We start from the raw sequence: 19,204 nt of genomic DNA, 5'->3' as shown, positions 1-19,204 counted from the left end.
TTAAAATTTAACTGGTATAAAATGCCACCCTTGATTGAAATTTCCATGTGGTTCAAACATTATTAGGTCAGGAATATTTTCTTTTCTTGCACCCTCTAAATCTACTACCTTATTGAATCTACTTGAAACTATCATGTAACCGCCTAATATCTTTTTGATTGAGTACTTTGACCGTTGTTTAACGTCATTTAAGGTCTCAGACATTTTTAGTGTGGAATAATCCTGGGGATCTTCCGAATAACACAGTGTTTTTTTTGTTTTATAATGTGATATAGTCGCCAAGTTATTTTTATCTATTTTGATGTTCCATAACTGGCTTTCAGACATGTTAAAATAACTTAAAGTCGGTTTCATTTCTTTATTCATTTCAAAATCAATAGCAAAAGGAGATGATATTGACAAAATGTAGTAAAAATCATCAGACTTTAGTATAGCGTGTACTTCTCTTACAACTCTAAAACCGACACTGTTAAAAATACTTTCTCGTTCAAGATGTATCCTTGATGAAGCTTTCATGAAATCAGAAGAATAATAAAAACATCCACCCTTTAAAATATGTTCATTTGATCGTTGGCTTTCAGAATTATTGTTAGTTTGATAAGGCTTCTCTGTAAACTCGGTTTCAGCTCTGTTCGAACTATAATTGTCATCTGTCCATTCCCAACAGTTTCCAAAGAAGTCTTGTAGATTAAATTTATTAGCGGGATAAGTATCTACATTTGTTAGCTCTCCTAATTTAGAGTCACGAAAATTCGCATTTATCACGTTGGGGTCTTCTCCCCACCAAAAGTTTCCATCATTCCCCGCTAAAGCGGCATATTCCCATTCGTTCTCTGATGGTAGTCTATATTTATATCCGGTGATTTCCGACAACCAATTCGTATAATCAATCGCGTCATAGTATGAAATCCCTGTAATAGGCAACTTTATTCGCCTATTATCAATTGTGAATTTCCGATAATGATACCCTCGTTCATGTACAAAAATATTCCATTCTTCAACAGTAACAGGAAACCTTCCCATTGCTATAGGTTTCCTAATTTCTATCTTGCCTTTATCTTTTAATTGAGCTGTTCCGCTTTCAATAAAAACCATGTCGGGACAATAAGCCATATCCTTGAAGGTTTCATTAGATTTAATATGCTCAGCATGTTTTCTTTTAGACCGATAAATGAATCTTTCTATGCTGAATGGCAATGTTCTTAGAAAAACAGGCAAATCTTCGTGTTTTTCTCCATAAACAACTGGATAAATGTTAGGTAAATTATTGAAATAAAATTGGTCGCCTTCTTTAACTAAAACAAAATGTTTTTGATTGGGCGACAGTGTACCATAGCTTGATAAAAATCTAATCAATGCACTGAAGTTCGGATCGTCAAATCCCGCCCCGTAGCCAATAAAAATAAATCCATATGATAAACTTAGACTTCTTTGAATGTATTGTATAAACTCACTGTTGATTAAATGTTCGTAAGAAGATATACCTAAAACCACTGAGTCTGCCTGTACGAAAGAACCATGTAAATGAAAAATATAATCTAATGGATTTTGTTTAAAATGTAACGCAGAAGATCTATCTTTCCAAGTAATACTTTTTTTAGGGTAAGATAAAGATTTATCACTAAACAGATTGTCGTAGTTCGTTGTAAGTATTGGCAGTTCTAATGATATTATCGATTCTAACAGGTTATAATTTTTTACTTTAATACTGCCAACAGATTCGTAAAGCCAAGAGTTCCACTCTGGATTGTTTGGATACTTTAACTTTCTCTCAATCAAAGTTGCTATTGCGAGCCAATTATCAATGTCATTTAGCTCCAAAATCTCTAATAACTTACCTGATGCATCCTCATTAAGGGGAGGAGTACCATAAGTTTTACAGTGACTGATGCCATTTTTCAGAAGTCCTTTCCAAGATGATGTGGGATGATTATTACTTGAAGCTATGCTAACGCCGGCACCTAAAACAAGACAGGCTTGCTTATTCCTAATCATTTCCCTTAAAACATGCGGTACTTTATCTATTATCATAGGAATTATAAAGTTTGTGAATGATATTTAATTTTGCCATGTCATTATCAAAATCTGAGATTAATATCTATATAGCTAAGTAGAGGTATAAAAAAATGCAATTAAAGCTTACAGATACGGATTTTTATCAAACCTCGCTTTACCATCCTTCCCAATCATTTCTTCCCCCATTTGATAATAGGGTTGCTTCGCAAATAATGTCGGCGGCTTTGCCCCAATAAACACAAACATAGCATCACCTGATCCGCGCCGCACTTCATCCGGTGCAACCAGCGGACGGGCGTTGGCTTTCGGGTCTTCCAGCCCGAGCCGCGATTTTATGCCCGTGATATGGGAGGTTTGCCCGATGGCTGTGCTGATGTAATCCGCAGTAAAATTATCGTTTACCGAAAAATATTGCTTCACCGCCGTATTGCCAACAAACACTTCCCACTTATCGCCATAAATACCTTTTAGTTGTATGAGCGATTGCAGGATTGCCCAAACGGTTAGATTGAACCCGGCATAGGTAGACAGGGCATTTTCAATTTCTGGGAGATAGCCGAGGGCTGCAAATTCATCGAGCAGGAAACACACCCGTTTGTTAGGCTTGCGCACCACGGCACGCATGCAGGTGGTGACCACGAGCCGTAGCCATCTTGCATGCGATTGTAGTTTATCTACAGGAATCACCACGTAAACAATGGTGTTGCCCTCGCTTAATGTTGCCGGATCGAAACCAGACTGCATAGATTTTTGCAAAGACGGGCTTTTCAGAAAGTCCGTGCATTGTATCAATGTAGCCATGATGCTGCCGAAGGTTTTATCTCCGGCTTTCATCAATTGCAGAATGGCGTTGGCTGAAGTGCGTATTGCTTCGCCGTTTACCGGGTCAATATTGATAGCCATATCCGCCAGCAGATTATCCCAATCATCGCCGGAGAGCCGTACCCATTTCCAAAGCTTTTCTAATGTCCGTTCGCGTTTGTCATGGGTGGTTGCCAGATGCAATACCAAGCCGGACAATATGCCACGGGCATTATCCGTAAAGAATTTGTTCTTATCGTCCTTTTCAACCGGGACAATCATCTCTGCGATAATGTCCGCATCATCGATCAGATGCGGGCTGGACTTATCCGATAAAATATCGAGCGGATTGTAACTACTGGATTGCCCGACATGTTCGGACAATAAATCCCAGGGATTCAAGATCACGACATTTTTGCCGCTTTCGCGCTGGTAGCGCCCGGTGATCGCCGCCAACTCCGCTTTGGGGTCGATTACCACATACGACCCCTCATAACCGCCCACGCCCAGCAGATTCGGTACAATAAGGTTTGTGCCTTTGCCGCCGCGCGTTCCGGCTACGGTCAGTAAATGCCCCTTATCGGCAAACGTATAACCGCCGCCAATATAAAAGCCTTTTGGTCCATCGTATTCCTGCAATTCATCTGCATGAGCGAAACGCGCGGTACCGAATTTTTCCATTTCAGCGGCAAGTGCATCCTTGTTTCGCCGCCAGTTCGCGAAGATCCCGTAGACAACGCAAGTAAACAACAGATTGACCAGCAGGTAAGCCACCACAGCAGCGCTGTTCCGTGAATTGACGATGCCGGAGGCCGTAATAAAGAAAAAAAACAATATAAGGATCACCACCCATATCGCAACAGCACCGATAAGCATTGCCACTCGGACAATTGGCGGCAAATTGTATAGCCGCGGGTAAATATCGCGCGGTTTAAAAAAGCGGTTATAAGCCCTGCCATAACCGAGCAATGCACCGCCGAGCGTAATCGGTGTGAGCAATGTGCCGAGCAGGAATAACCCGAGTTTCGGCAAAGCTTCGGGGCTGGGTTCGCTACGAAATAGTTCCTCTAATTGTTCGCTGGTTACATCCAGCTTTTGTTTGATGGAATTGTTTGGCATTGTGATGATTAAGGTTATCGCAAGGTAATAATCAGATAAATTATTTCCAAATTTTTTTGAAACGCGAAGAATGAATTGAGAGATTTTCCAACAAATCGTTCAGATTGAAACATAACGGCACGTTTCGACACAGTGCGGATTATTGATAGGACCGGACGGTCATGATACCTTGGTATCATAACGCAAGACATGGTTTTGTTACCACAAAACCGTCTTGCAAGGGGAACACATTCCCCCTTGACCCTCTTGAAAAAATGGAAAGACAAATGAAACGCACGCCAAAAAATGGCGGCGAAAAACGCGATGCGGTTTTCCGCTTTCGCGTCTCGCTTGCTGAAAAAAAGATCATCGAACAAAACGCCGCCCGTGAGGGAATGAGCGTCAGTGATTACATCCGCAAAAAAGCGGATGAAGCCTCTGGCGGTTTTGACAGGAATACACTGATCCGTCTGCTTGCCGAAACGGGCAAGCAGGGCAGCAATCTAAACCAAATCGCCAAGGCGATGAATATCTGGGTCAACACAGGCAACGACCCGAGAATACCGCCGGGGATGCTCCGGCACTGTATCGACGAAATCACCCGCCTAAGCCGGGAAATAATGGAAGTTATCAAATATGGTTATCGCAGGAAAAATCAGGGGTAATGCCCCGCAATTAGGGGATTACCTTTTTACGCTGGGGAATAACCAACATATTACCGTCCTGCATTTAGATGGACGGGAAGATGCCACCCCCGAAGAATTTAAAGAGTTCCTGTATAGCGTGGAATTAAACAGCAAGTTAACCCGCAGCAAGAATAGTGCTTACCACGCCTATATGAACCCCAATCCCGAAGACACAATGGATCGGGTAATGACCAAGGAAGAATGGCTGGAATCAGTTGATATATTGACCAAGCAATTAAACTATGGAGACCAGCGCCATGGCGCGGTATTACACGACCTTGGCAATGGGCGCATACATGCGCATATCGTCTATGAGCGTTACAACCATGAGCGCGGTACATTGGCGACTTATGAGGATAATTACAAAGCACACGACCGGGCGCGGGCGGAAATCGAAAAGAAATTAAAACACAAACCAACGCCGCAGAAAAACAAGAACCGGGACCAGCATAAACAGACATTAACCGCGATATGGCGGCGCACTGCTACAGCCGAAGAATTTATCAGCGAAGCAAAAGCTAACGGTTACAAAATTGCCAAAGGCACAGACCGCCCTTTCCGGGTGGTTGATTCGGAAGGCATATCATTCGACCTGGTGCGCAAGTTGGATGGCGTAAAGACCGCCGAACTAAAGCAACGCTTCATTGATACAGAATTACCACCGGACAAACAAGCCATCCTGGAAATGCAAGTGCAGAAGCAACAAGGGCAGCAGGAGTACGATAAGCCATCGCAGCCCACCGAAGCAACTGCGGACAATTCTGCAAAAACACCTGCCCCTATGGCCAGCGCACAGGACGAAGCGCGGCAGAAGTTTTTGCAGAACGTCAAGGATGTTAGAGAACGTAACCGTTCACTAACGCCCGAAATTACCATGTCGGTATTGATTGCCCTGCGCGTATGTTTCTCATTCAAAGAAAACGCCACGGAGCAACGCGCAGCCTTAAAGCAGCAATTTGATGCAGACAGCTACGCCATTACCGCAACGCCAAGGCATAAGCCGCCGGACAAAATGCTCGGTTTTATCGAAGCCGCACAATATTACAAACCCACATAAAATCATTCACCTTTAATTTTTTCAATCATGAAAGAGGAAACCAATGGAACAGCAACCACAACATTCCCATCCGAAGCAGAAATGAACGGCATGCATCAGAACGCATGGCTTGACTTCCAGGCCGATGCGCAGGAAGCCAAACAAGGCGTAGACGCCCGTTACGCCCGAATGGTCGACAGGTTCGGCAGCTATGGCAAGATGCCCAAAGGCATCAAAGAAATGTTAAAAGACGACTATGCCGCCCATAAAGAAAAATGGGGCGAGAACGGCGAAGAACAGCAAAAACGCTTCGGCGCTAACGAGCCTGACTCAACGAAACCGCAGCAGGATAAATCGCAGCCTGAGCAGGAACATAAATCGCTGGCTGATGAAAAGGAAGCGTTCTTAAGCAAACTGCAACAGACACGGGAGCAACAAACCCGTGGAATGGAAATGGAAGTTTAAGCCTGCGGCGTTGCCACATCCATATCATGCAATATGCCCCTGTACGGCGGCACGATGCCTTTATCGATACGGCTTTGGTCGTATGCTAAAGGAACGCCGTACAGGTCGCCAATAAGTTTCTTTAAAAAATTATCAATGTAATCTTTATCATACGCTTTGGTTTTATGCTGTATCCGGTAGGCAATAAACCCCATAATTATGAGCCGGATGACCGGCTCATGAAGCATGGCACCTTTGTGTGGGTTGTAATAGTCGCCCAGATAATGCATCAACGCTTTGCGGGTAAGATGACCAAAACGCGGCAGGCTATAAGGATCATGGAACAAATACTGGTCTGAATATTCATCGCCATAGAAATACTTTGCAGATAGTGGCACGCCGTTTTTATCTTTTAATGTGTCCCAAAGCGATAACTCATATTTATACATTAAAAATCTCCCTATATTTATGAAAGATTATACCATTAGTCGACCCTAAACTCAACCACAATGAAAAACGACGAAGAAAAAATCCCGCCTTTTGTTCAAGACTATTTGCACAAAATGGATCATGAAGGCTATGCCGATTTTGTGAAACTTTCCCGCGAGTATCATAAAGAGCGGGAGGAATACCCAGGCAAATATGCTTTGCAATCGAAGCACCTGAATGACTTTAACCGAGCCACCGGACAAAACCGCCAGTTAAATTTTGAAGATGGCTTAAACAGGATAGACAACCAATATAAGCGGCAAGCCTATGAGGTTGCCAAGCAACACGGCTATAACGGTCCCGATCCGAACCAGCCGAATGATAAGGATTTTACCAAACAGGGTGAAAAGTTTCAAGGGATGATTGATAATGCTCGCGTGCGCCAGCAGCAAAAAACAAAACAGTCAGGCCAAAAGCAAAAAGAAGCGGAGGCACATGAAAAGAAAAATATTGAAGCATTGAAGGAGCAGCAGCCTTATAAGCAGAAGCAGCCGAAAGTAGCATTTAAAGGCGCAGAGCAGGAACAAGCATCCGGCACGGAACAACCAAACCGCGAACAGCAACGCGCCGCTTTTCTCGAAAAAATCAAACAAACGAAAGAGCAGCAAACGCAGCCTTCGCAAGGCAAGCAACATGAAATGTAATCTCTTACTTAGGGCGTGCCCCTTGGGGTCGGGCTTTACATTGCAAGTACGCGCCTTATCAGGCTTGCGGGCTTTTCATTGCAATCCCTCACGCAAAAAATACAAAGCCCCGTTACACTCGCTGTTTCGGGGCTTTAACCTAAACCTTATCACAATGTGGCAAGAGCCACAGTAATAGAACTGCAAAGATAGGGTTTATTCAGATAAGTCGTTTTTATGATGGCGGGTGAACCATGTTAAATCCCGTTCCACGGTAATCTTATGACCGTAAATATCTCGCCCCTCCACTATCAATTTAATTGCCGCCAGTTGGCTTCGAAGATTATCTATTTCCGTATCTGCTGCCTTAATATCGAACTGTTTTGAGAAAACCACCAGATAGGCATCCGGTGCAATTACTTTCTTTACAGATTCGCCAATTTCGACACGCTGGTAATCCCGTGCGTTTAGCGAAAGGCAATCCCTTATGTTGTAATAAATCTGCCCGTCTTTTACAAAAATCAGTTTTTCGGCAATAAAAGGGCCCACGCCGTTATTCCGTACACGGATATAAATTAGCCTTTCAGTGTTGTCAGTCAAATCAATCTGTACAAGCGGTTTGACCGATTTTTCATTATGAATACGTTGCATGTACAACTGATAAATCAAAGCCAGCAATGTAAGAATGGAAAGTATATCAGTCATTAGGCACCTAATTTCGAAAGGAGTTGAAAACGTTAAAACAAATTTTTCGATAAAACTTGTTCGTAAATAAACCATCCTCAACTCATGGACAAAAAAGCACTTTCAACTAAAATTGAAACGCTGTATTACAAGCTCTTAGAACTCAAAAGTGGTTGCTTTTTCCTGCAATATTGTTCAAATATAAGTGATGGTTTATTTATGAACACAAGAGGTAATGATGAAACGGGCAATTGCGTATTACCGCGTATCTACAAGCAGGCAGGGAAAAAGTGGCTTGGGGCTGGAAGCACAGCAAAGCGCCGTGCAGCAATATTGTAAAATGAATGATTACGTGGTGGTTACGGACGTAATCGAGGTGCAATCAACACGAAAGTATCGCGCCGGACTATTTGACGCACTTAACTTATGTAAGCAGAATAAAGCGACCTTGGTTGTCGCTCGACTGGATCGTTTAGGGCGAGACGTTGAGCAAATAGCCGGTATCGTCAAATCAAAGACAGAGGTTAAAGTAGTTGATAATCCACATGCCAACCGCTTTACCATCCATATTTTGGCAGCGGTTGCCGAAGAACAACGGGAGCGGATAAGCGAAACGACAAAAAAAGCATTAAGCGCAGCGAAAAATCGTGGCGTTGAATTGGGAAAAAATGGCAAACTGTTATCAATTGCCAACAGGCAGGCGGCTGACGAATTTGCTCATAAAATGTTCCCTACACTTCGGCAGCTAAGAAAAAGAGGCATTGTTACCGTCCGCGCGGTTTCGGAAGAACTGAATAAAAAAGGTGTGCCAACATTCCGCATTGGAGGCAAATGGCATCCAACCACTGTTTACGCGCTGATGAACAGATTGAAATCATAAATAAATTAATAACACAAAAGATATGGAACAAGTATTCAAATCGGAAATTCTTTTTGATGATTTGGCGATGATTAAAGCGGTAAATGGCGCTGGTTATTTGAGCAACGAAAAGGCCGTGTATAACAACGATTGTACAGATAACTATCACGACTGCACGGATAACATTCACACGCCTGAAGATGATGAAGAATTTAGTACCGCGCAAATCGGCTGATTTATTGCTTCGCCCTGCTGGCGATGGCTTTGCTTATGCGGTGAATTGCAGTTATCCCAACTCGTTCCGCTTGCTGAACCAACGCCAGCAGGAACTCTTGCAGGCGGTGAACGGCATTGATGATGTACAGGCAATTGCCGAAAAACTGGAAATGCCAGCGGAAACGTTGGAACAGTTTTTTGCCATGCTTAGCAAAACTGAACTTGTAAGCTTTGACGGGTTTTCTCTGCCTGTAAAACCCGCCGCGCCGAAATCCTTAAACTTTTGGATTCACACCACCAACGCCTGTAACCTGGGGTGTAGTTATTGCTATATCTCAACGCTCAACACCGGCAAAGGCATGACGGGAGCAGTCAGGCAGCAATTGCTACATAAGATGCTGGAAGCCGTGCGCAAGGACGGCATCCGGCATATCCGTTTGCGGCTTGCTGGTGGTGAACCGTTAGGGCAGTTCAGCAGTTGGAAGGTATTTATTCCCGAAGCAAGGCAAGTGTTAGCCGATGCGGGATGCAAATTCGATGCGGGTTTTGTGACCAACTTAACCATGCTGAATGACGAGATTATCGCTTTCGCTAAAGAGTACGGCATCGGGTTTGGCGTATCGCTTGACGGCGTGGAAAAAACGCATGATGCCACGCGCAGTTTCCGCTCGGGATGCGGTTCATTCGGCATCGTTGATACCAATTTGCGCAAACTAATTGCCGAGGGCATTCCGGTGTCAGTCAATACAGTGGTAACCAATTTGAACCTCACGGGCTTGCCGGAATTAACCCGGTACCTGATTACCTTGGATATTCCGTTTCGTTATTCAATCGTTAAAGGCGAAAAAATCCATGCCGAACTTCTGGATGAATATTTATCGGCCTCCTATGCCATCATGCAGGAAGCCATAGAAACTGGCTGGCAGTTTTCCAAACGCTTCCAGTTCTGTGACTTGAAACCAAATGAATTAGGTTTCCAGACCTGTGCATCCGGTTTTTCGGGCGGCGCGATTTACGTGGATGGCACGTTTAAATACTGCCATGTACAATTCGGGGATGATAACTCCCCCGGCGTTTCTATCTTCGATGATGAATTAAGCTTGGTGGAAATGATTGCCAGCGGCGAACATCACGAAGACGAAAAATCAGACGATTGCAAAAAATGCCACTACCGCGCCATCTGCACCAGCGGATGCCCTGTTTACCGGGTTGATAAGAAAGACCCGCAGTGTAGCCTTTACCATCGGTATATTCCTAAATACTATGAGTTGCAGGCAATAGAGCGATTGAAATTAATTGATGCCCATGCAATAATACATTCATAGTATAACTCTGAATGCAGGAAAAACCGGATGGCAAAACTTAGTTCACTGGATTTTTTAGCTATTTGTATTGCGGCTTACCTCAACGGCGAAACACAAGCGGATAAAAATAAATTCTTGGATTTTGCTTACACCAAATTGCACAACGAATTTCGAGAAATTGAATTATTGGAAGTTGAAAAAGTGGAAATCGCGTTATCCCATATCAAGGAGACAGTATAATATCGACAGTTGCCGCTGGTATGATTTGCCTTTAGCGAACATAGCAAAGATATCAGGGAGCTAACGAAATGACACATGTTTCTAATCGACACGACCCGGCTGGATGATGTTACGAAACGATATAATGTATCTTTGAGTTCTTTTAAGGCGAAAGATTGCCGGCGTTGCCTATCTTGCGGCTAAAATACCGGAATAATGAAAAAAACTCTTCTACTCTTAATATTGAATTTTGGTTTTCTATTTTTTGCTTTTTCACAGAATGCTACGGTTTCTTTCAATATTAAAAATACTGCTTCAAACAAAGCGGAGATCGTTTACCTGAATGACCGTTTGATAACTAATCACCTAAAAAAGGCAAAGGTTGAAATCGCTCTTATAAAGGAACAACCTACGCTCTATTCTTTGAGTATATCAGAGCCTCAATTTATACAATTCTCTTGCGACAGTGCGCAATCCAACAATAGCAAATCAATAAGCTATACCTTTTTTATTTCGCCAAACGACCATCTATTTTTCGAGGCAGATTTTAAGCAAGCGGATTTTGGGTTTTCCATTACCGGAAAAGGTGAAGAAAATAACCAGCCGATGATTGGCTTATCATCAGGGCTTGATCTTCAAAAATATTACCATGATACGTTGCCGGATAGAGTGTTGCCAATAATACTCGCTAATGAACACGAAAAAAATATCCGCTTACAAAAATATATTAAAACATATAAGCCAACGCAGTCGTTCATAGCAGCCAGTCAAAATAACCTAAAATACCTTGCCTGCCATGATTATTATTTATTCGCCGAGGGTAACAAATTTAAAATCAAAGGGGCTTACAAAAGAAACTATTCAAGGTGGCAGCATATTACCGATAGTTTATTTGCCAATCTTAAACTGAATAGCGATAAAGCCCTTAATTCTTACATCTATCGGGAGTTAGTAGGTACTTTCCTGTTTAGGGAAAAGGAACGGCTTTGGGCAAATAGCCAAGATCATCCAGAACAATTCTATCGTACCTGGTATAATACAGACCAAGTAAGGGGGGCGAACCTATTCAACGATGATCCAAACAATTTGCTACAAGAAAAAATTATCAATAAAAATTTCACCGGTAAAGTAGCAGAGTATGCTTTTGGCGTTCTTTTCGATATGGCTTTCGATGATAGCGATTTCAAAAATTTACCTTTCATATTCGAGCGTTTTAAAGCGAAGTACCCTCGCAGTAAATATGTTACATGGTTTAGTGCGCCTATATCCGAAGTAATCCAAAATAAAGGAAAGAAATTAAGCCTGTTTGTAGTATTTGCCATTCAAAACGGAACTAATTTGCAAACCTTTAAAGATTTATTGAGTATAGTAAAGGGAAAGACGGTACTTTTAGATATGTGGGGTACATGGTGCGGTCCTTGCAGATCAGAGACTGAAAAAAACGGTGAAGCGATTAAAGAGTATTTCAAGGACAAAGGACTGGAATTTCTTTATGTCGCTAATTACGATCTTAAAAATGAAAAGCAATGGAAGGAATTAATTGCCTATTACGGCATGACCGGCACCCATGTTTTGGCGAATGAACGTTTAACACAGGATATCATGGCAAATTTGAAATCAAAAGGATATCCAACCTACGCTATCATCCATAAAAACGGGGATATAGAAATTTCAAAGGCTGGTTATCCGATGGACAGACAGATTTTAATCAATCAATTGGAACAAGCATTAAAAGAGTAATTTAACTGATTGTCTCCATGTCGCGCATTTTCGATAAGCCAAGGGAGGTATCCGGTAAAAGTATCGATTGACCTGAATTTTTTTCTTTATTTGCGTTCAAGTAAAAAAGAAGTAAGTTTGCGAACATAAATTAAAATCTAAACCAAAATGAAAAAGTCACTACTACTCTTAGCTGTTGCAGCATTAAGCCTTTCTGCTTGTCAAAAAAACAACAATGTTTCAGAAACAACGCCACTGACTAAAATTAAACTACAGTCCATTAACTTTGCGCCACCAACAACAAATGTTTTGGAATCTAAAAAAGACGAGAAAGCATGTATTGTAGATAAAAAAGCAGGCACAAAATGCTTTGAATCTGTAGGCAACTCTTGCTCTGAAATTCATGACTGCGAAGCCGTTACTTCTATGATTGCGTCTGGTAGATTCACGCAAAAAGAAATTGATAATTCTATTAAGTTGGTTAAAGAAGCATATAATATCGAATACGAGTATTAGTCGGAATGCAACGATTTGAAAAATTCAGGATCAATATTCTGATTAGTTTATTTATTGCCATCGTTTTTTGGGGTTGCAATTCAAATATAAATTCACTCAAAATACAAGAAAAGGAAGTTGCCTTTAAAGTTGTCGACAATCCCTTTAAATATGCATCATTTTCAACATCAAACGACGATTACGTTGCTTTTTTAACCGATTCTAAAGTTAACGTTTACGGACTGAACAACGCAGTCGATCATTATTCTGTTAACCTCGATTTTCTAACATCACCATACCTGAAAGAAAGGTATGGTGATGTTAATTCCTTTTGTTTCAACGGCAGGGACTCCTTGTTTGTATTAACCACCAATGCTTTATTATTCTTAGTAAACGGAAAAGCTGAAAAAATCGTTCTGATTAATTCATTAAGTAAGAATGAAAATTATAAGACCGTAAGGTTTGCTAATCTGGATCGTTCCCCTATTTATTATGATTCGAAAAGTGGTCGTATCATTGGAAGAATTTATTGCCACGTTTGTGGGCAAACAAACAAATCATTTTACGAACAGCCACAATTAGCTGGAATAAGCATCCAAGATGGCAGCTTGAAAATTTATGACGTGCCATTTTCCGAGATATACCAGGAAAATTATTACGGCTTTTCAAACGAAGTTAACATCACAAACTCCGGTCAAAAGTCAATTATCTCGTATAGCGCTGATCCGAATTTCTATATCTATAATCGTGCAACCAATGCATTGAAATCAATTTCAGCTAAAGGTAATTCCGACAACGCTATTCCTTTGGAAATCTCTAAGTCAGGAAGTGCCGAAGCTAAGATCAAAGCCATGATAACAAATCCGATGTATACAGAGGTACGATACGATAAATATCGAAAATTATATTATCGGTTTCTTCTCAGTCCTATTCCTTTGAAAAGTGATAGCGGCAAGTACAATACACTGGAAAATAAGCCTCTCGTTTTAACAGTTTATAATGAACATTTTAAAATTGCTGGCGAGTTTCCTTTAGATACACATTACAGAGAGTTTATTTCATTTGTAACAAAAAACGGGCTTTATATTTTTTATCGGACAGAAAACAATGCTAATTACAAGTTCGGATATTTTAAAATTTTAACATTTGAAAATGAAGTTTAGGTATTTCCTTCTGCTATTTGTTTTTGCAAGCTGCAAGGCACCGGAGAAGTCACCGATAGAGGAAAAAGAGGCTAATCTTGAGCGTTATTTTGCAAGCGTATTTAAAAATTCTATATCAACCAAAGACGAGAATATTATATTGCTGAATAATCAGAGCTGTAGTGCGTGTCGTAAAGATGTTATCAATTCGTTGGTGGAAAAATTGAGCCATGCACCGACCCATAGAACATACATCTTGATGAAACAGGACACTATCTTAATGTCAGCCATAACAAAAGACAAGAATGCGAAAATCATTTTCGACAATACTGGCACCGCTGGCGATTTCGGGTTGAATTACGCTTCAGATTTTGTTTACCGTTTTAAGGATAATGAACTAAAAAACATGCTTGAAGTTTCCGCCGCTTCAATAGATAGCCTGAACCTTAATTGACATTTACCCCGCCGCGCTTTTGTGGCTTACGTCCTGCGGCACGTTTTTGTTGTTTTTAGGGAGAATATTATACTGAAAGAACGTACCATGTTCCCTTTCCTATACCCTGCTGTTGCAAATAGCCGGAGGCCGAAAGATTTTCGATATGCTTTTTAACCGTATTCCGATTGGCTGATGTTAATGTAACGACATCCTTAACGGTGATACGGCCACGGGATTTTGCGATTGAAAGAATGCGTTGCGACAATTCCGGCAATTGCGTCAATAACAGTTTTTCCTGTGCTATTTTGCCTTCAAGGCGCTCTTTCTGTTTTTTAAGCGAGCGCAGGAAAAATAACAGCCACGGTCCCCAATTCGGCTTTTCAGATTTCAATGTGCCCTGTGTTTGGCGCAGGGATAAATAATAGGCTTCCTTGCTTTGTTCGATGACAGCTTCAAGCGAACTGTAAGGAATATAGGCGTAGCCTTGTTTAAGCAACAAGAGGGTTGTCAGTATTCGCGACAAACGACCATTGCCATCCTGGAATGGGTGTATTTCAAGAAACTTCACAATAAATATCCCGGCGATAATCAAAGGGTGCAGCGTCTTTTCCTTGAACTCCTTATTTGCCCAAGCGACAAGCTGCTCCATCTGCAAAGGGGTTTCAAACGGGCTTATCGTTTCAAACACGATGCCGATACTTTTTCCATCCGCCCCGAAAGCTTCCACATGGTTAGGAGACTTTTTATAATTGCCCCGGTGCCAGTCGTCTTTATCGCTATACCGCATTAATTCCTGATGCAATTGCAGGATATAGTTTTCAGTGAAAGGGATTTGCTCATAATTTTGAAACACGATGTTCATGGCTTCAGCATATCCGGCGATTTCCTGCTCATCCCTTGTTGCAAAAGACTTTATCTGCAAATTGCCAAGCAGAACTTCAACCTCTTGATCCGTTAGGCGGCTTCCTTCGATACGTGTTGATGAACCGATGCTTTCAATCGTCGCAATGTGTTTTAGTGAAGTAAGCTGTTCCGGTGCCAACTGACTTAGAGAGCGCCATGCGCCTTTGAATTCATCGATTTCAGCAATCAAGGCTAAAATTTCATTCGTGATATGTAGAGAATTTGTTTTGATCATAGCCATATATTTACCCGTAAATATCCATAAACGCAAGAAATATCCATATTGTTATCCATAAATATCCATAAATAACAGCATGAAGTCAATGTTATTTCATTATTTATTAAAAAACTGAAATAAGACATCTGTTTTGCATGCCTTATTTCAGTTTTTTTCAGAAATCAATTACCGCCTCCAACGCTTCATCCATCTTTTTATGCGAGAAGTTGGACTGGTAGCCCATTGTCGTCAGGATGGACTCATGGCGATACATGCCTTGCAGCACTTTGGGGTGTATCTCTTTTTCTTCGGCGCGTTGTGCAAAGGCGTGGCGGGCTTTGTGCGGCGAGGCGTTTTTATTGATATCCAGTAATTCCATGATAACGGCCATATGTTCGCCAATCAAACGGGTGACGGAATTTATCCGCCTGCGCAAGGCATAACGGTCGTCAAGATTTTCCAGGCATTTCAGGTAAGAAAACACAAGGTCGTGCGTTTTGGGTTCGTTTTTATATTCCTCCAAAATGGCGGCAATTGCCGGAGGGATAGGCAACGACCCCGGTTCGCCGTTTTTAGACATGGTGTAATAAAAACGCCCATTCTGAAAATCGGACCATTTCAGCAGCAGCGCATCGGTAATACGCATCCCCGCAAAGTAAAAGCATACCAGCCAGATATTGCGGCTGTGGTGTAAGTGGGCTTGCTTTTTAGAAAACTTATACTGTTTAAGCAAGTTGATTTCATCGCCTACCAGTCCAATCTTTTCGGTCTTACCGAATTTAATCATGATCCTTTCCCTGCCGCCGAAAGGGTAATTATCCTTACTTGCCAAGCCCGCAGTGATGGCGCGGTTATATAGGGTACGGATTGCCAACAGGTGGTTTGTTACTGAACGGTCGCTTAATGACTTTTGTTCTTTCTTATTGCGGTTGCGTTCCGTTTTCAGGAATACCGTGTAGCGGCGCAGGAATTCAACTGTGATTTCAGGAAACGTTACGTTTTCCCCGGCAAACTCGTAAAAGCGTTTGAGGCGGCTTTTATCGGTTTTGTGAACATCGTAATTGCCAAGGGCTTTTTGTTCCCTCAAATGGTTGTCGGCTACATCTTTGAACAACGGCAGTTTCGGCGGTGGCGGCGGTGCCTGTACTGGCTTTGGTTTGATGGCATTGACAATATCTTCTGCCGAATAGGTTTTTTTGTCGGTTTCAAATTCGAGGATTTTCTCGTTTACTTCGGACAGTTTTTTCGTCAGGAAATTTGTCAGGCGCATTGCGTGCGGATGGGTTTTCTTTACTTGCTGTTTGCCCGAATCCCAATGATCGCGGGAGGCAATTGCGTTTCCCTCGAACAAATAAGCAGGAATACCATTTTGTGAAACTTTAATCCCGATGGGGAAATTGCCGTTTTTGTCTTTACGGCTCCATGTAACAATTTTTGCGGTTGCCATGTGAAAACATTTTTAAGTGAAAAAATTTGTTTTCACGCCCCGTTCAAAGGTCGCGTTTTGTTAACGGTTTTGTTAACGGTTTGACTGGCTTAACCTGTGATGTGGTGGCTTTTTATGGTGGCTAAACGTTGTGGGAAACGTCATTTTAAGCCATTTTAGAGCATTTTGCTTCATAACCTGCAAGATTATGAATCCTACGCTCTAACCATCTGAGCTACCCCGCCGGGTGGTTATTTCTTGTACTCCGGTTAACGAGTACTACTTTTCGGAATATATATTTCCATGCTTCCCGAAAAAGGTTTGCAAATATAGCAGAAATTAGTTTTCTTTAGAAAAAATGTTAACATTTACATTTACACTGGTTGCTAACGATTAACCCGCCCATGTCCGAGAAGAAGAAATTCAACATAGAATACGAGATAAAATCCTCTCCCAGAATACTGTACACCTTCCTGAACGAGGCTAACGGTTTATCGCAATGGTTTGCCGACGATGTTACCGTGCGCGACCAAATTTACACTTTCACCTGGGATGGTGAGAAGCAAAATGCCAAACTCGTGGCCATTAAAGAGAACAAACTGGTGCGTTTTAAATGGGTAGACGACGAACCGCAAACCTATTTCGAGATGGAAATTATCCAGGATGAGCTTACTAATGATGTGGCCCTTGCGGTTACTGATTTTGCCACGCCCGATACCCTTACCGAGCGCAAACAGATATGGGATAACCAAATCGATTACCTCATTAGCGTGCTGGGCGCTTAACCCCTCCGTAATTTTCTGTATTTTTGCGGTGTTAACAACAATATGCAACAGTAATTGCAGTTATGCATATGCAGTTGCCGTGCTGCCGAATTTGCCCGATGAAGAAAATACACCTCCTGCTGCTCAAATCATTTATAAGGCCGTTTATCGTCACCTTATTCATTGTGATGTTTGTGCTGCTGATGTTGTTTTTGTTTAAATACATCGATGACCTTATCGGCAAGGGCTTCCAGTGGTATATCATCCTCGAGCTGATGATGTACAACTCGGCTACCAATGTGGCTATGGCACTGCCCCTATCGGTATTATTATCTTCTATCATGACCTACGGCAGCCTGGGCGAGAATTACGAACTGGTGGCCATTAAATCGGCCGGTATATCTCTGCGCCGCGCCATGTATCCCATGATGGTGGTGGTGGTTATCTTAAGCATCGCTGCTTTCGCCTTTTCCGACTGGATGCTGCCGCGGGCCAACCTCAAATACTACTCGCTGCTGTACGATGCCCGCAAACAAAAATCGGCAGATCTGCTGCCCGAGAACATCTTCAGCAATCGTTTTCCCGGCTACTCTATCCGCGTAAAACGGAAAGATAAAGACGGGCAAACCCTACACGACATCATGATATACCAGCGTGGTGCTTTGCAGATAAACCATATCGTAACCTTTGCTAAATCTGGGCTGATGTACCGTACCAAAGACGACCTTTTCCTGGTACTGAGATTAAAAGACGGCGTACGTTATGAAGAAACGCCAAGCGACAACAACTATTTCCAACGCCAGAAACTTACGCGCTTTCGCTTTAAAGAAACCGAGCAGAAGTTCCCGCTTTCTGATCTTACGATAAAGCGCACCAACGAAAACGAGTTCAGGAGCGCTTCCATGATGATGAACCTGAAACAGTTAGATCATTACGTAGATTCGGCAAGCCGTTCCGTAGATAGCTCCGTAAACACCAACTATACGCTCATCAGACCGTATATCAAGTATTTCGCGGTGCCCGATAAGTGGGCGGCTATTAAACATGTTGCCCCTGCCGATAGCAATATATTAAAAAGCGTAAACGAAAAGCTTAATTCATACAACAACGCTGCTATTGAGGTAAAACAGCTGCAGGATGTGCTGCGTAACCGTACCGATAGTTATAAGGATTCGTCTAAAAGTATCCGCCGCTATATCATGGAATATCAGCGGAAGTTCACGCTGGGCGCGGCGTGTATCGTATTATTTTTGATTGGTGCGCCGCTTGGGGCAATCATACGCAAAGGGGGGCTTGGCTTGCCGGTGGTGGTATCGGTTATCTTCTTTTTAATTTATTATATCATCGGTACCATAGGCGAAAAATCGGCCAAGGAGGGCGACCTCTCCCCTATTGTTGGCGCCTGGATAGCCATTGTCGTCTTATTCCCTATCGGGCTTTTCCTCAGTTACAAAGCCGCTACCGATTCGGCTGTTTTCGATATGGACTTGTACAAACGCTTCTTCAAGCGCTTCCGTTTGCGCAAGGCAAAGCAGCCCGTATAGTTTTACAAATTACCGACGGTATTCATTCAATTATCATCGTAACTTTGTTACGCCCCCCGTTCTTGTTTTAAGCACCCCGGGCA

21 protein-coding genes are annotated in these 19,204 nt (G+C 42.3%); 15 read left to right on the top strand and 6 right to left on the bottom strand.

Going from position 1 to position 19,204, the window contains the following annotated elements; translation table 11 throughout:
- Both E2R66_RS10070 and E2R66_RS10065 read right to left on the bottom strand, forming a co-directional pair.
- Positions 1-2,031, bottom strand: coding sequence for an SUMF1/EgtB/PvdO family nonheme iron enzyme (locus E2R66_RS10070; RefSeq protein WP_133229248.1), 2,031 nt, complete (start codon positions 2,029-2,031; stop codon positions 1-3).
- Positions 2,032-2,139: 108 nt separating this feature from the next.
- Positions 2,140-3,936 (bottom strand): type IV secretory system conjugative DNA transfer family protein, encoded by a 1,797-nt coding sequence (locus tag E2R66_RS10065; protein ID WP_133229250.1) that lies wholly within the window; start codon positions 3,934-3,936, stop codon positions 2,140-2,142.
- 254 nt (positions 3,937-4,190) lie between these two features.
- On the opposite strand from E2R66_RS10065, the gene E2R66_RS10060 reads away from it, so the two are divergent.
- From E2R66_RS10060 to E2R66_RS10050, 3 genes are read left to right on the top strand one after another with little or no spacing between them, the layout of a single operon-like run.
- On the top strand, positions 4,191-4,580 hold the full coding sequence (locus tag E2R66_RS10060) for a plasmid mobilization protein (RefSeq protein ID WP_134737920.1): 390 nt from the start codon (positions 4,191-4,193) through the stop codon (positions 4,578-4,580).
- A complete protein-coding gene (locus tag E2R66_RS10055; protein ID WP_133229254.1) occupies positions 4,552-5,658 on the top strand; it encodes a relaxase/mobilization nuclease domain-containing protein in 1,107 nt (368 codons plus the stop codon). The genes E2R66_RS10060 and E2R66_RS10055 overlap by 29 nt, the downstream gene beginning before the upstream one ends.
- Before the next feature lie 27 nt (positions 5,659-5,685).
- Positions 5,686-6,102, top strand: a complete 417-nt coding sequence (locus E2R66_RS10050; RefSeq protein WP_133229256.1) for a hypothetical protein — start codon at positions 5,686-5,688, stop codon at positions 6,100-6,102.
- Here E2R66_RS10050 and E2R66_RS10045 read toward each other — a convergent pair.
- Complete coding sequence (locus E2R66_RS10045) at positions 6,099-6,530, bottom strand: hypothetical protein (RefSeq protein ID WP_133229258.1); 432 nt, start codon at positions 6,528-6,530, stop codon at positions 6,099-6,101. The genes E2R66_RS10050 and E2R66_RS10045 overlap by 4 nt on opposite strands.
- Positions 6,531-6,590: 60 nt before the next feature.
- Here E2R66_RS10045 and E2R66_RS28305 point away from each other — a divergent pair, with 60 nt between their 5' ends.
- The gene (locus E2R66_RS28305; RefSeq protein ID WP_158288369.1) at positions 6,591-7,214 is read left to right on the top strand and encodes a hypothetical protein; all 624 of its coding nucleotides are present in this window, start codon (positions 6,591-6,593) and stop codon (positions 7,212-7,214) included.
- 195 nt (positions 7,215-7,409) lie between these two features.
- Here E2R66_RS28305 and E2R66_RS10035 read toward each other — a convergent pair whose 3' ends face one another.
- Complete coding sequence (locus E2R66_RS10035) at positions 7,410-7,898, bottom strand: hypothetical protein (RefSeq protein ID WP_133229262.1); 489 nt, start codon at positions 7,896-7,898, stop codon at positions 7,410-7,412.
- Between the two features lie 84 nt (positions 7,899-7,982).
- On the opposite strand from E2R66_RS10035, the gene E2R66_RS28680 reads away from it, so the two are divergent.
- The 9 genes from E2R66_RS28680 (at position 7,983) to E2R66_RS09995 (ending at position 14,285) form a co-directional block, all read left to right on the top strand.
- Positions 7,983-8,216, top strand: coding sequence for a hypothetical protein (locus E2R66_RS28680; protein WP_192901965.1), 234 nt, complete (start codon positions 7,983-7,985; stop codon positions 8,214-8,216).
- On the top strand, positions 8,113-8,757 hold the full coding sequence (locus E2R66_RS10030; RefSeq protein ID WP_317130765.1) for a recombinase family protein: 645 nt from the start codon (positions 8,113-8,115) through the stop codon (positions 8,755-8,757). The genes E2R66_RS28680 and E2R66_RS10030 overlap by 104 nt, the downstream gene beginning before the upstream one ends.
- Before the next feature lie 22 nt (positions 8,758-8,779).
- Positions 8,780-8,971 carry a hypothetical protein gene (locus E2R66_RS10025; RefSeq protein WP_133229264.1) on the top strand — a complete coding sequence of 64 codons (192 nt, stop codon included), beginning with the start codon at positions 8,780-8,782 and terminating at the stop codon, positions 8,969-8,971.
- Positions 8,937-10,277 (top strand): radical SAM/SPASM domain-containing protein, encoded by a 1,341-nt coding sequence (locus tag E2R66_RS10020; protein ID WP_133229266.1) that lies wholly within the window; start codon positions 8,937-8,939, stop codon positions 10,275-10,277. Before E2R66_RS10025 ends, E2R66_RS10020 begins: the two co-directional genes overlap by 35 nt.
- A 27-nt stretch (positions 10,278-10,304) precedes the next feature.
- Positions 10,305-10,496, top strand: a complete 192-nt coding sequence (locus E2R66_RS10015; RefSeq protein WP_133229268.1) for a hypothetical protein — start codon at positions 10,305-10,307, stop codon at positions 10,494-10,496.
- 195 nt (positions 10,497-10,691) lie between these two features.
- Positions 10,692-12,215: a TlpA family protein disulfide reductase gene (locus E2R66_RS10010; RefSeq protein ID WP_133229270.1), complete on the top strand. Its 1,524-nt coding sequence runs from the start codon at positions 10,692-10,694 to the stop codon at positions 12,213-12,215.
- A 147-nt stretch (positions 12,216-12,362) separates the two neighbouring features.
- Entirely contained in the window at positions 12,363-12,710 is a 348-nt protein-coding gene (locus E2R66_RS10005) for a hypothetical protein (RefSeq protein WP_133229272.1), read from the top strand.
- Positions 12,711-12,715: 5 nt separating this feature from the next.
- Positions 12,716-13,852 carry a DUF4221 family protein gene (locus E2R66_RS10000; RefSeq protein ID WP_133229274.1) on the top strand — a complete coding sequence of 379 codons (1,137 nt, stop codon included), beginning with the start codon at positions 12,716-12,718 and terminating at the stop codon, positions 13,850-13,852.
- Entirely contained in the window at positions 13,842-14,285 is a 444-nt protein-coding gene (locus tag E2R66_RS09995; RefSeq protein WP_133229276.1) for a hypothetical protein, read from the top strand. Before E2R66_RS10000 ends, E2R66_RS09995 begins: the two co-directional genes overlap by 11 nt.
- Before the next feature lie 67 nt (positions 14,286-14,352).
- On the opposite strand, the gene E2R66_RS09990 is transcribed toward E2R66_RS09995, so the two are convergent.
- On the bottom strand, positions 14,353-15,411 hold the full coding sequence (locus E2R66_RS09990; protein ID WP_240049278.1) for a Fic family protein: 1,059 nt from the start codon (positions 15,409-15,411) through the stop codon (positions 14,353-14,355).
- 151 nt (positions 15,412-15,562) lie between these two features.
- Positions 15,563-16,834 carry a site-specific integrase gene (locus tag E2R66_RS09985; RefSeq protein WP_133229280.1) on the bottom strand — a complete coding sequence of 424 codons (1,272 nt, stop codon included), beginning with the start codon at positions 16,832-16,834 and terminating at the stop codon, positions 15,563-15,565.
- Between the two features lie 383 nt (positions 16,835-17,217).
- Here E2R66_RS09985 and E2R66_RS09980 point away from each other — a divergent pair, with 383 nt between their 5' ends.
- Positions 17,218-17,598, top strand: coding sequence for an START-like domain-containing protein (locus E2R66_RS09980; protein WP_133229282.1), 381 nt, complete (start codon positions 17,218-17,220; stop codon positions 17,596-17,598).
- A 98-nt stretch (positions 17,599-17,696) separates the two neighbouring features.
- Positions 17,697-19,121, top strand: coding sequence for an LptF/LptG family permease (locus tag E2R66_RS09975; protein ID WP_133229284.1), 1,425 nt, complete (start codon positions 17,697-17,699; stop codon positions 19,119-19,121).
- Positions 19,122-19,204: the final 83 nt, after the last annotated feature.

It is taken from the genome of Mucilaginibacter psychrotolerans (assembly GCF_004519315.1).
In the GTDB taxonomy this organism is placed as follows: domain Bacteria; phylum Bacteroidota; class Bacteroidia; order Sphingobacteriales; family Sphingobacteriaceae; genus Mucilaginibacter; species Mucilaginibacter psychrotolerans.
This window is presented reverse-complemented; position numbering and strand designations above follow the sequence as displayed.

Excerpts from the sequence above, each read along its gene's own strand:
- E2R66_RS09990 (WP_240049278.1), bottom strand. The coding sequence starts at position 15,411 with ATGGCTATGATCAAAACAAATTCTCTACATATCACGAATGAAATTTTA.
- E2R66_RS09975 (WP_133229284.1), top strand. The coding sequence starts at position 17,697 with ATGAAGAAAATACACCTCCTGCTGCTCAAATCATTTATAAGGCCGTTT.
- E2R66_RS10030 (WP_317130765.1), top strand. The coding sequence starts at position 8,113 with ATGATGAAACGGGCAATTGCGTATTACCGCGTATCTACAAGCAGGCAG.
- E2R66_RS10060 (WP_134737920.1), top strand. The coding sequence starts at position 4,191 with ATGGAAAGACAAATGAAACGCACGCCAAAAAATGGCGGCGAAAAACGC.
- E2R66_RS28680 (WP_192901965.1), top strand. The coding sequence starts at position 7,983 with ATGGACAAAAAAGCACTTTCAACTAAAATTGAAACGCTGTATTACAAG.
- E2R66_RS10050 (WP_133229256.1), top strand. The coding sequence starts at position 5,686 with ATGAAAGAGGAAACCAATGGAACAGCAACCACAACATTCCCATCCGAA.
- E2R66_RS10020 (WP_133229266.1), top strand. The coding sequence starts at position 8,937 with ATGATGAAGAATTTAGTACCGCGCAAATCGGCTGATTTATTGCTTCGC.
- E2R66_RS10035 (WP_133229262.1), bottom strand. The coding sequence starts at position 7,898 with ATGACTGATATACTTTCCATTCTTACATTGCTGGCTTTGATTTATCAG.
- E2R66_RS10055 (WP_133229254.1), top strand. The coding sequence starts at position 4,552 with ATGGTTATCGCAGGAAAAATCAGGGGTAATGCCCCGCAATTAGGGGAT.
- E2R66_RS10010 (WP_133229270.1), top strand. The coding sequence starts at position 10,692 with ATGAAAAAAACTCTTCTACTCTTAATATTGAATTTTGGTTTTCTATTT.
- E2R66_RS10015 (WP_133229268.1), top strand. The coding sequence starts at position 10,305 with ATGGCAAAACTTAGTTCACTGGATTTTTTAGCTATTTGTATTGCGGCT.
- E2R66_RS28305 (WP_158288369.1), top strand. The coding sequence starts at position 6,591 with ATGAAAAACGACGAAGAAAAAATCCCGCCTTTTGTTCAAGACTATTTG.
- E2R66_RS10025 (WP_133229264.1), top strand. The coding sequence starts at position 8,780 with ATGGAACAAGTATTCAAATCGGAAATTCTTTTTGATGATTTGGCGATG.
- E2R66_RS10005 (WP_133229272.1), top strand. The coding sequence starts at position 12,363 with ATGAAAAAGTCACTACTACTCTTAGCTGTTGCAGCATTAAGCCTTTCT.
- E2R66_RS09980 (WP_133229282.1), top strand. The coding sequence starts at position 17,218 with ATGTCCGAGAAGAAGAAATTCAACATAGAATACGAGATAAAATCCTCT.
- E2R66_RS10045 (WP_133229258.1), bottom strand. The coding sequence starts at position 6,530 with ATGTATAAATATGAGTTATCGCTTTGGGACACATTAAAAGATAAAAAC.
- E2R66_RS10065 (WP_133229250.1), bottom strand. The coding sequence starts at position 3,936 with ATGCCAAACAATTCCATCAAACAAAAGCTGGATGTAACCAGCGAACAA.
- E2R66_RS09985 (WP_133229280.1), bottom strand. The coding sequence starts at position 16,834 with ATGGCAACCGCAAAAATTGTTACATGGAGCCGTAAAGACAAAAACGGC.
- E2R66_RS09995 (WP_133229276.1), top strand. The coding sequence starts at position 13,842 with ATGAAGTTTAGGTATTTCCTTCTGCTATTTGTTTTTGCAAGCTGCAAG.
- E2R66_RS10000 (WP_133229274.1), top strand. The coding sequence starts at position 12,716 with ATGCAACGATTTGAAAAATTCAGGATCAATATTCTGATTAGTTTATTT.
- E2R66_RS10070 (WP_133229248.1), bottom strand. The coding sequence starts at position 2,031 with ATGATAATAGATAAAGTACCGCATGTTTTAAGGGAAATGATTAGGAAT.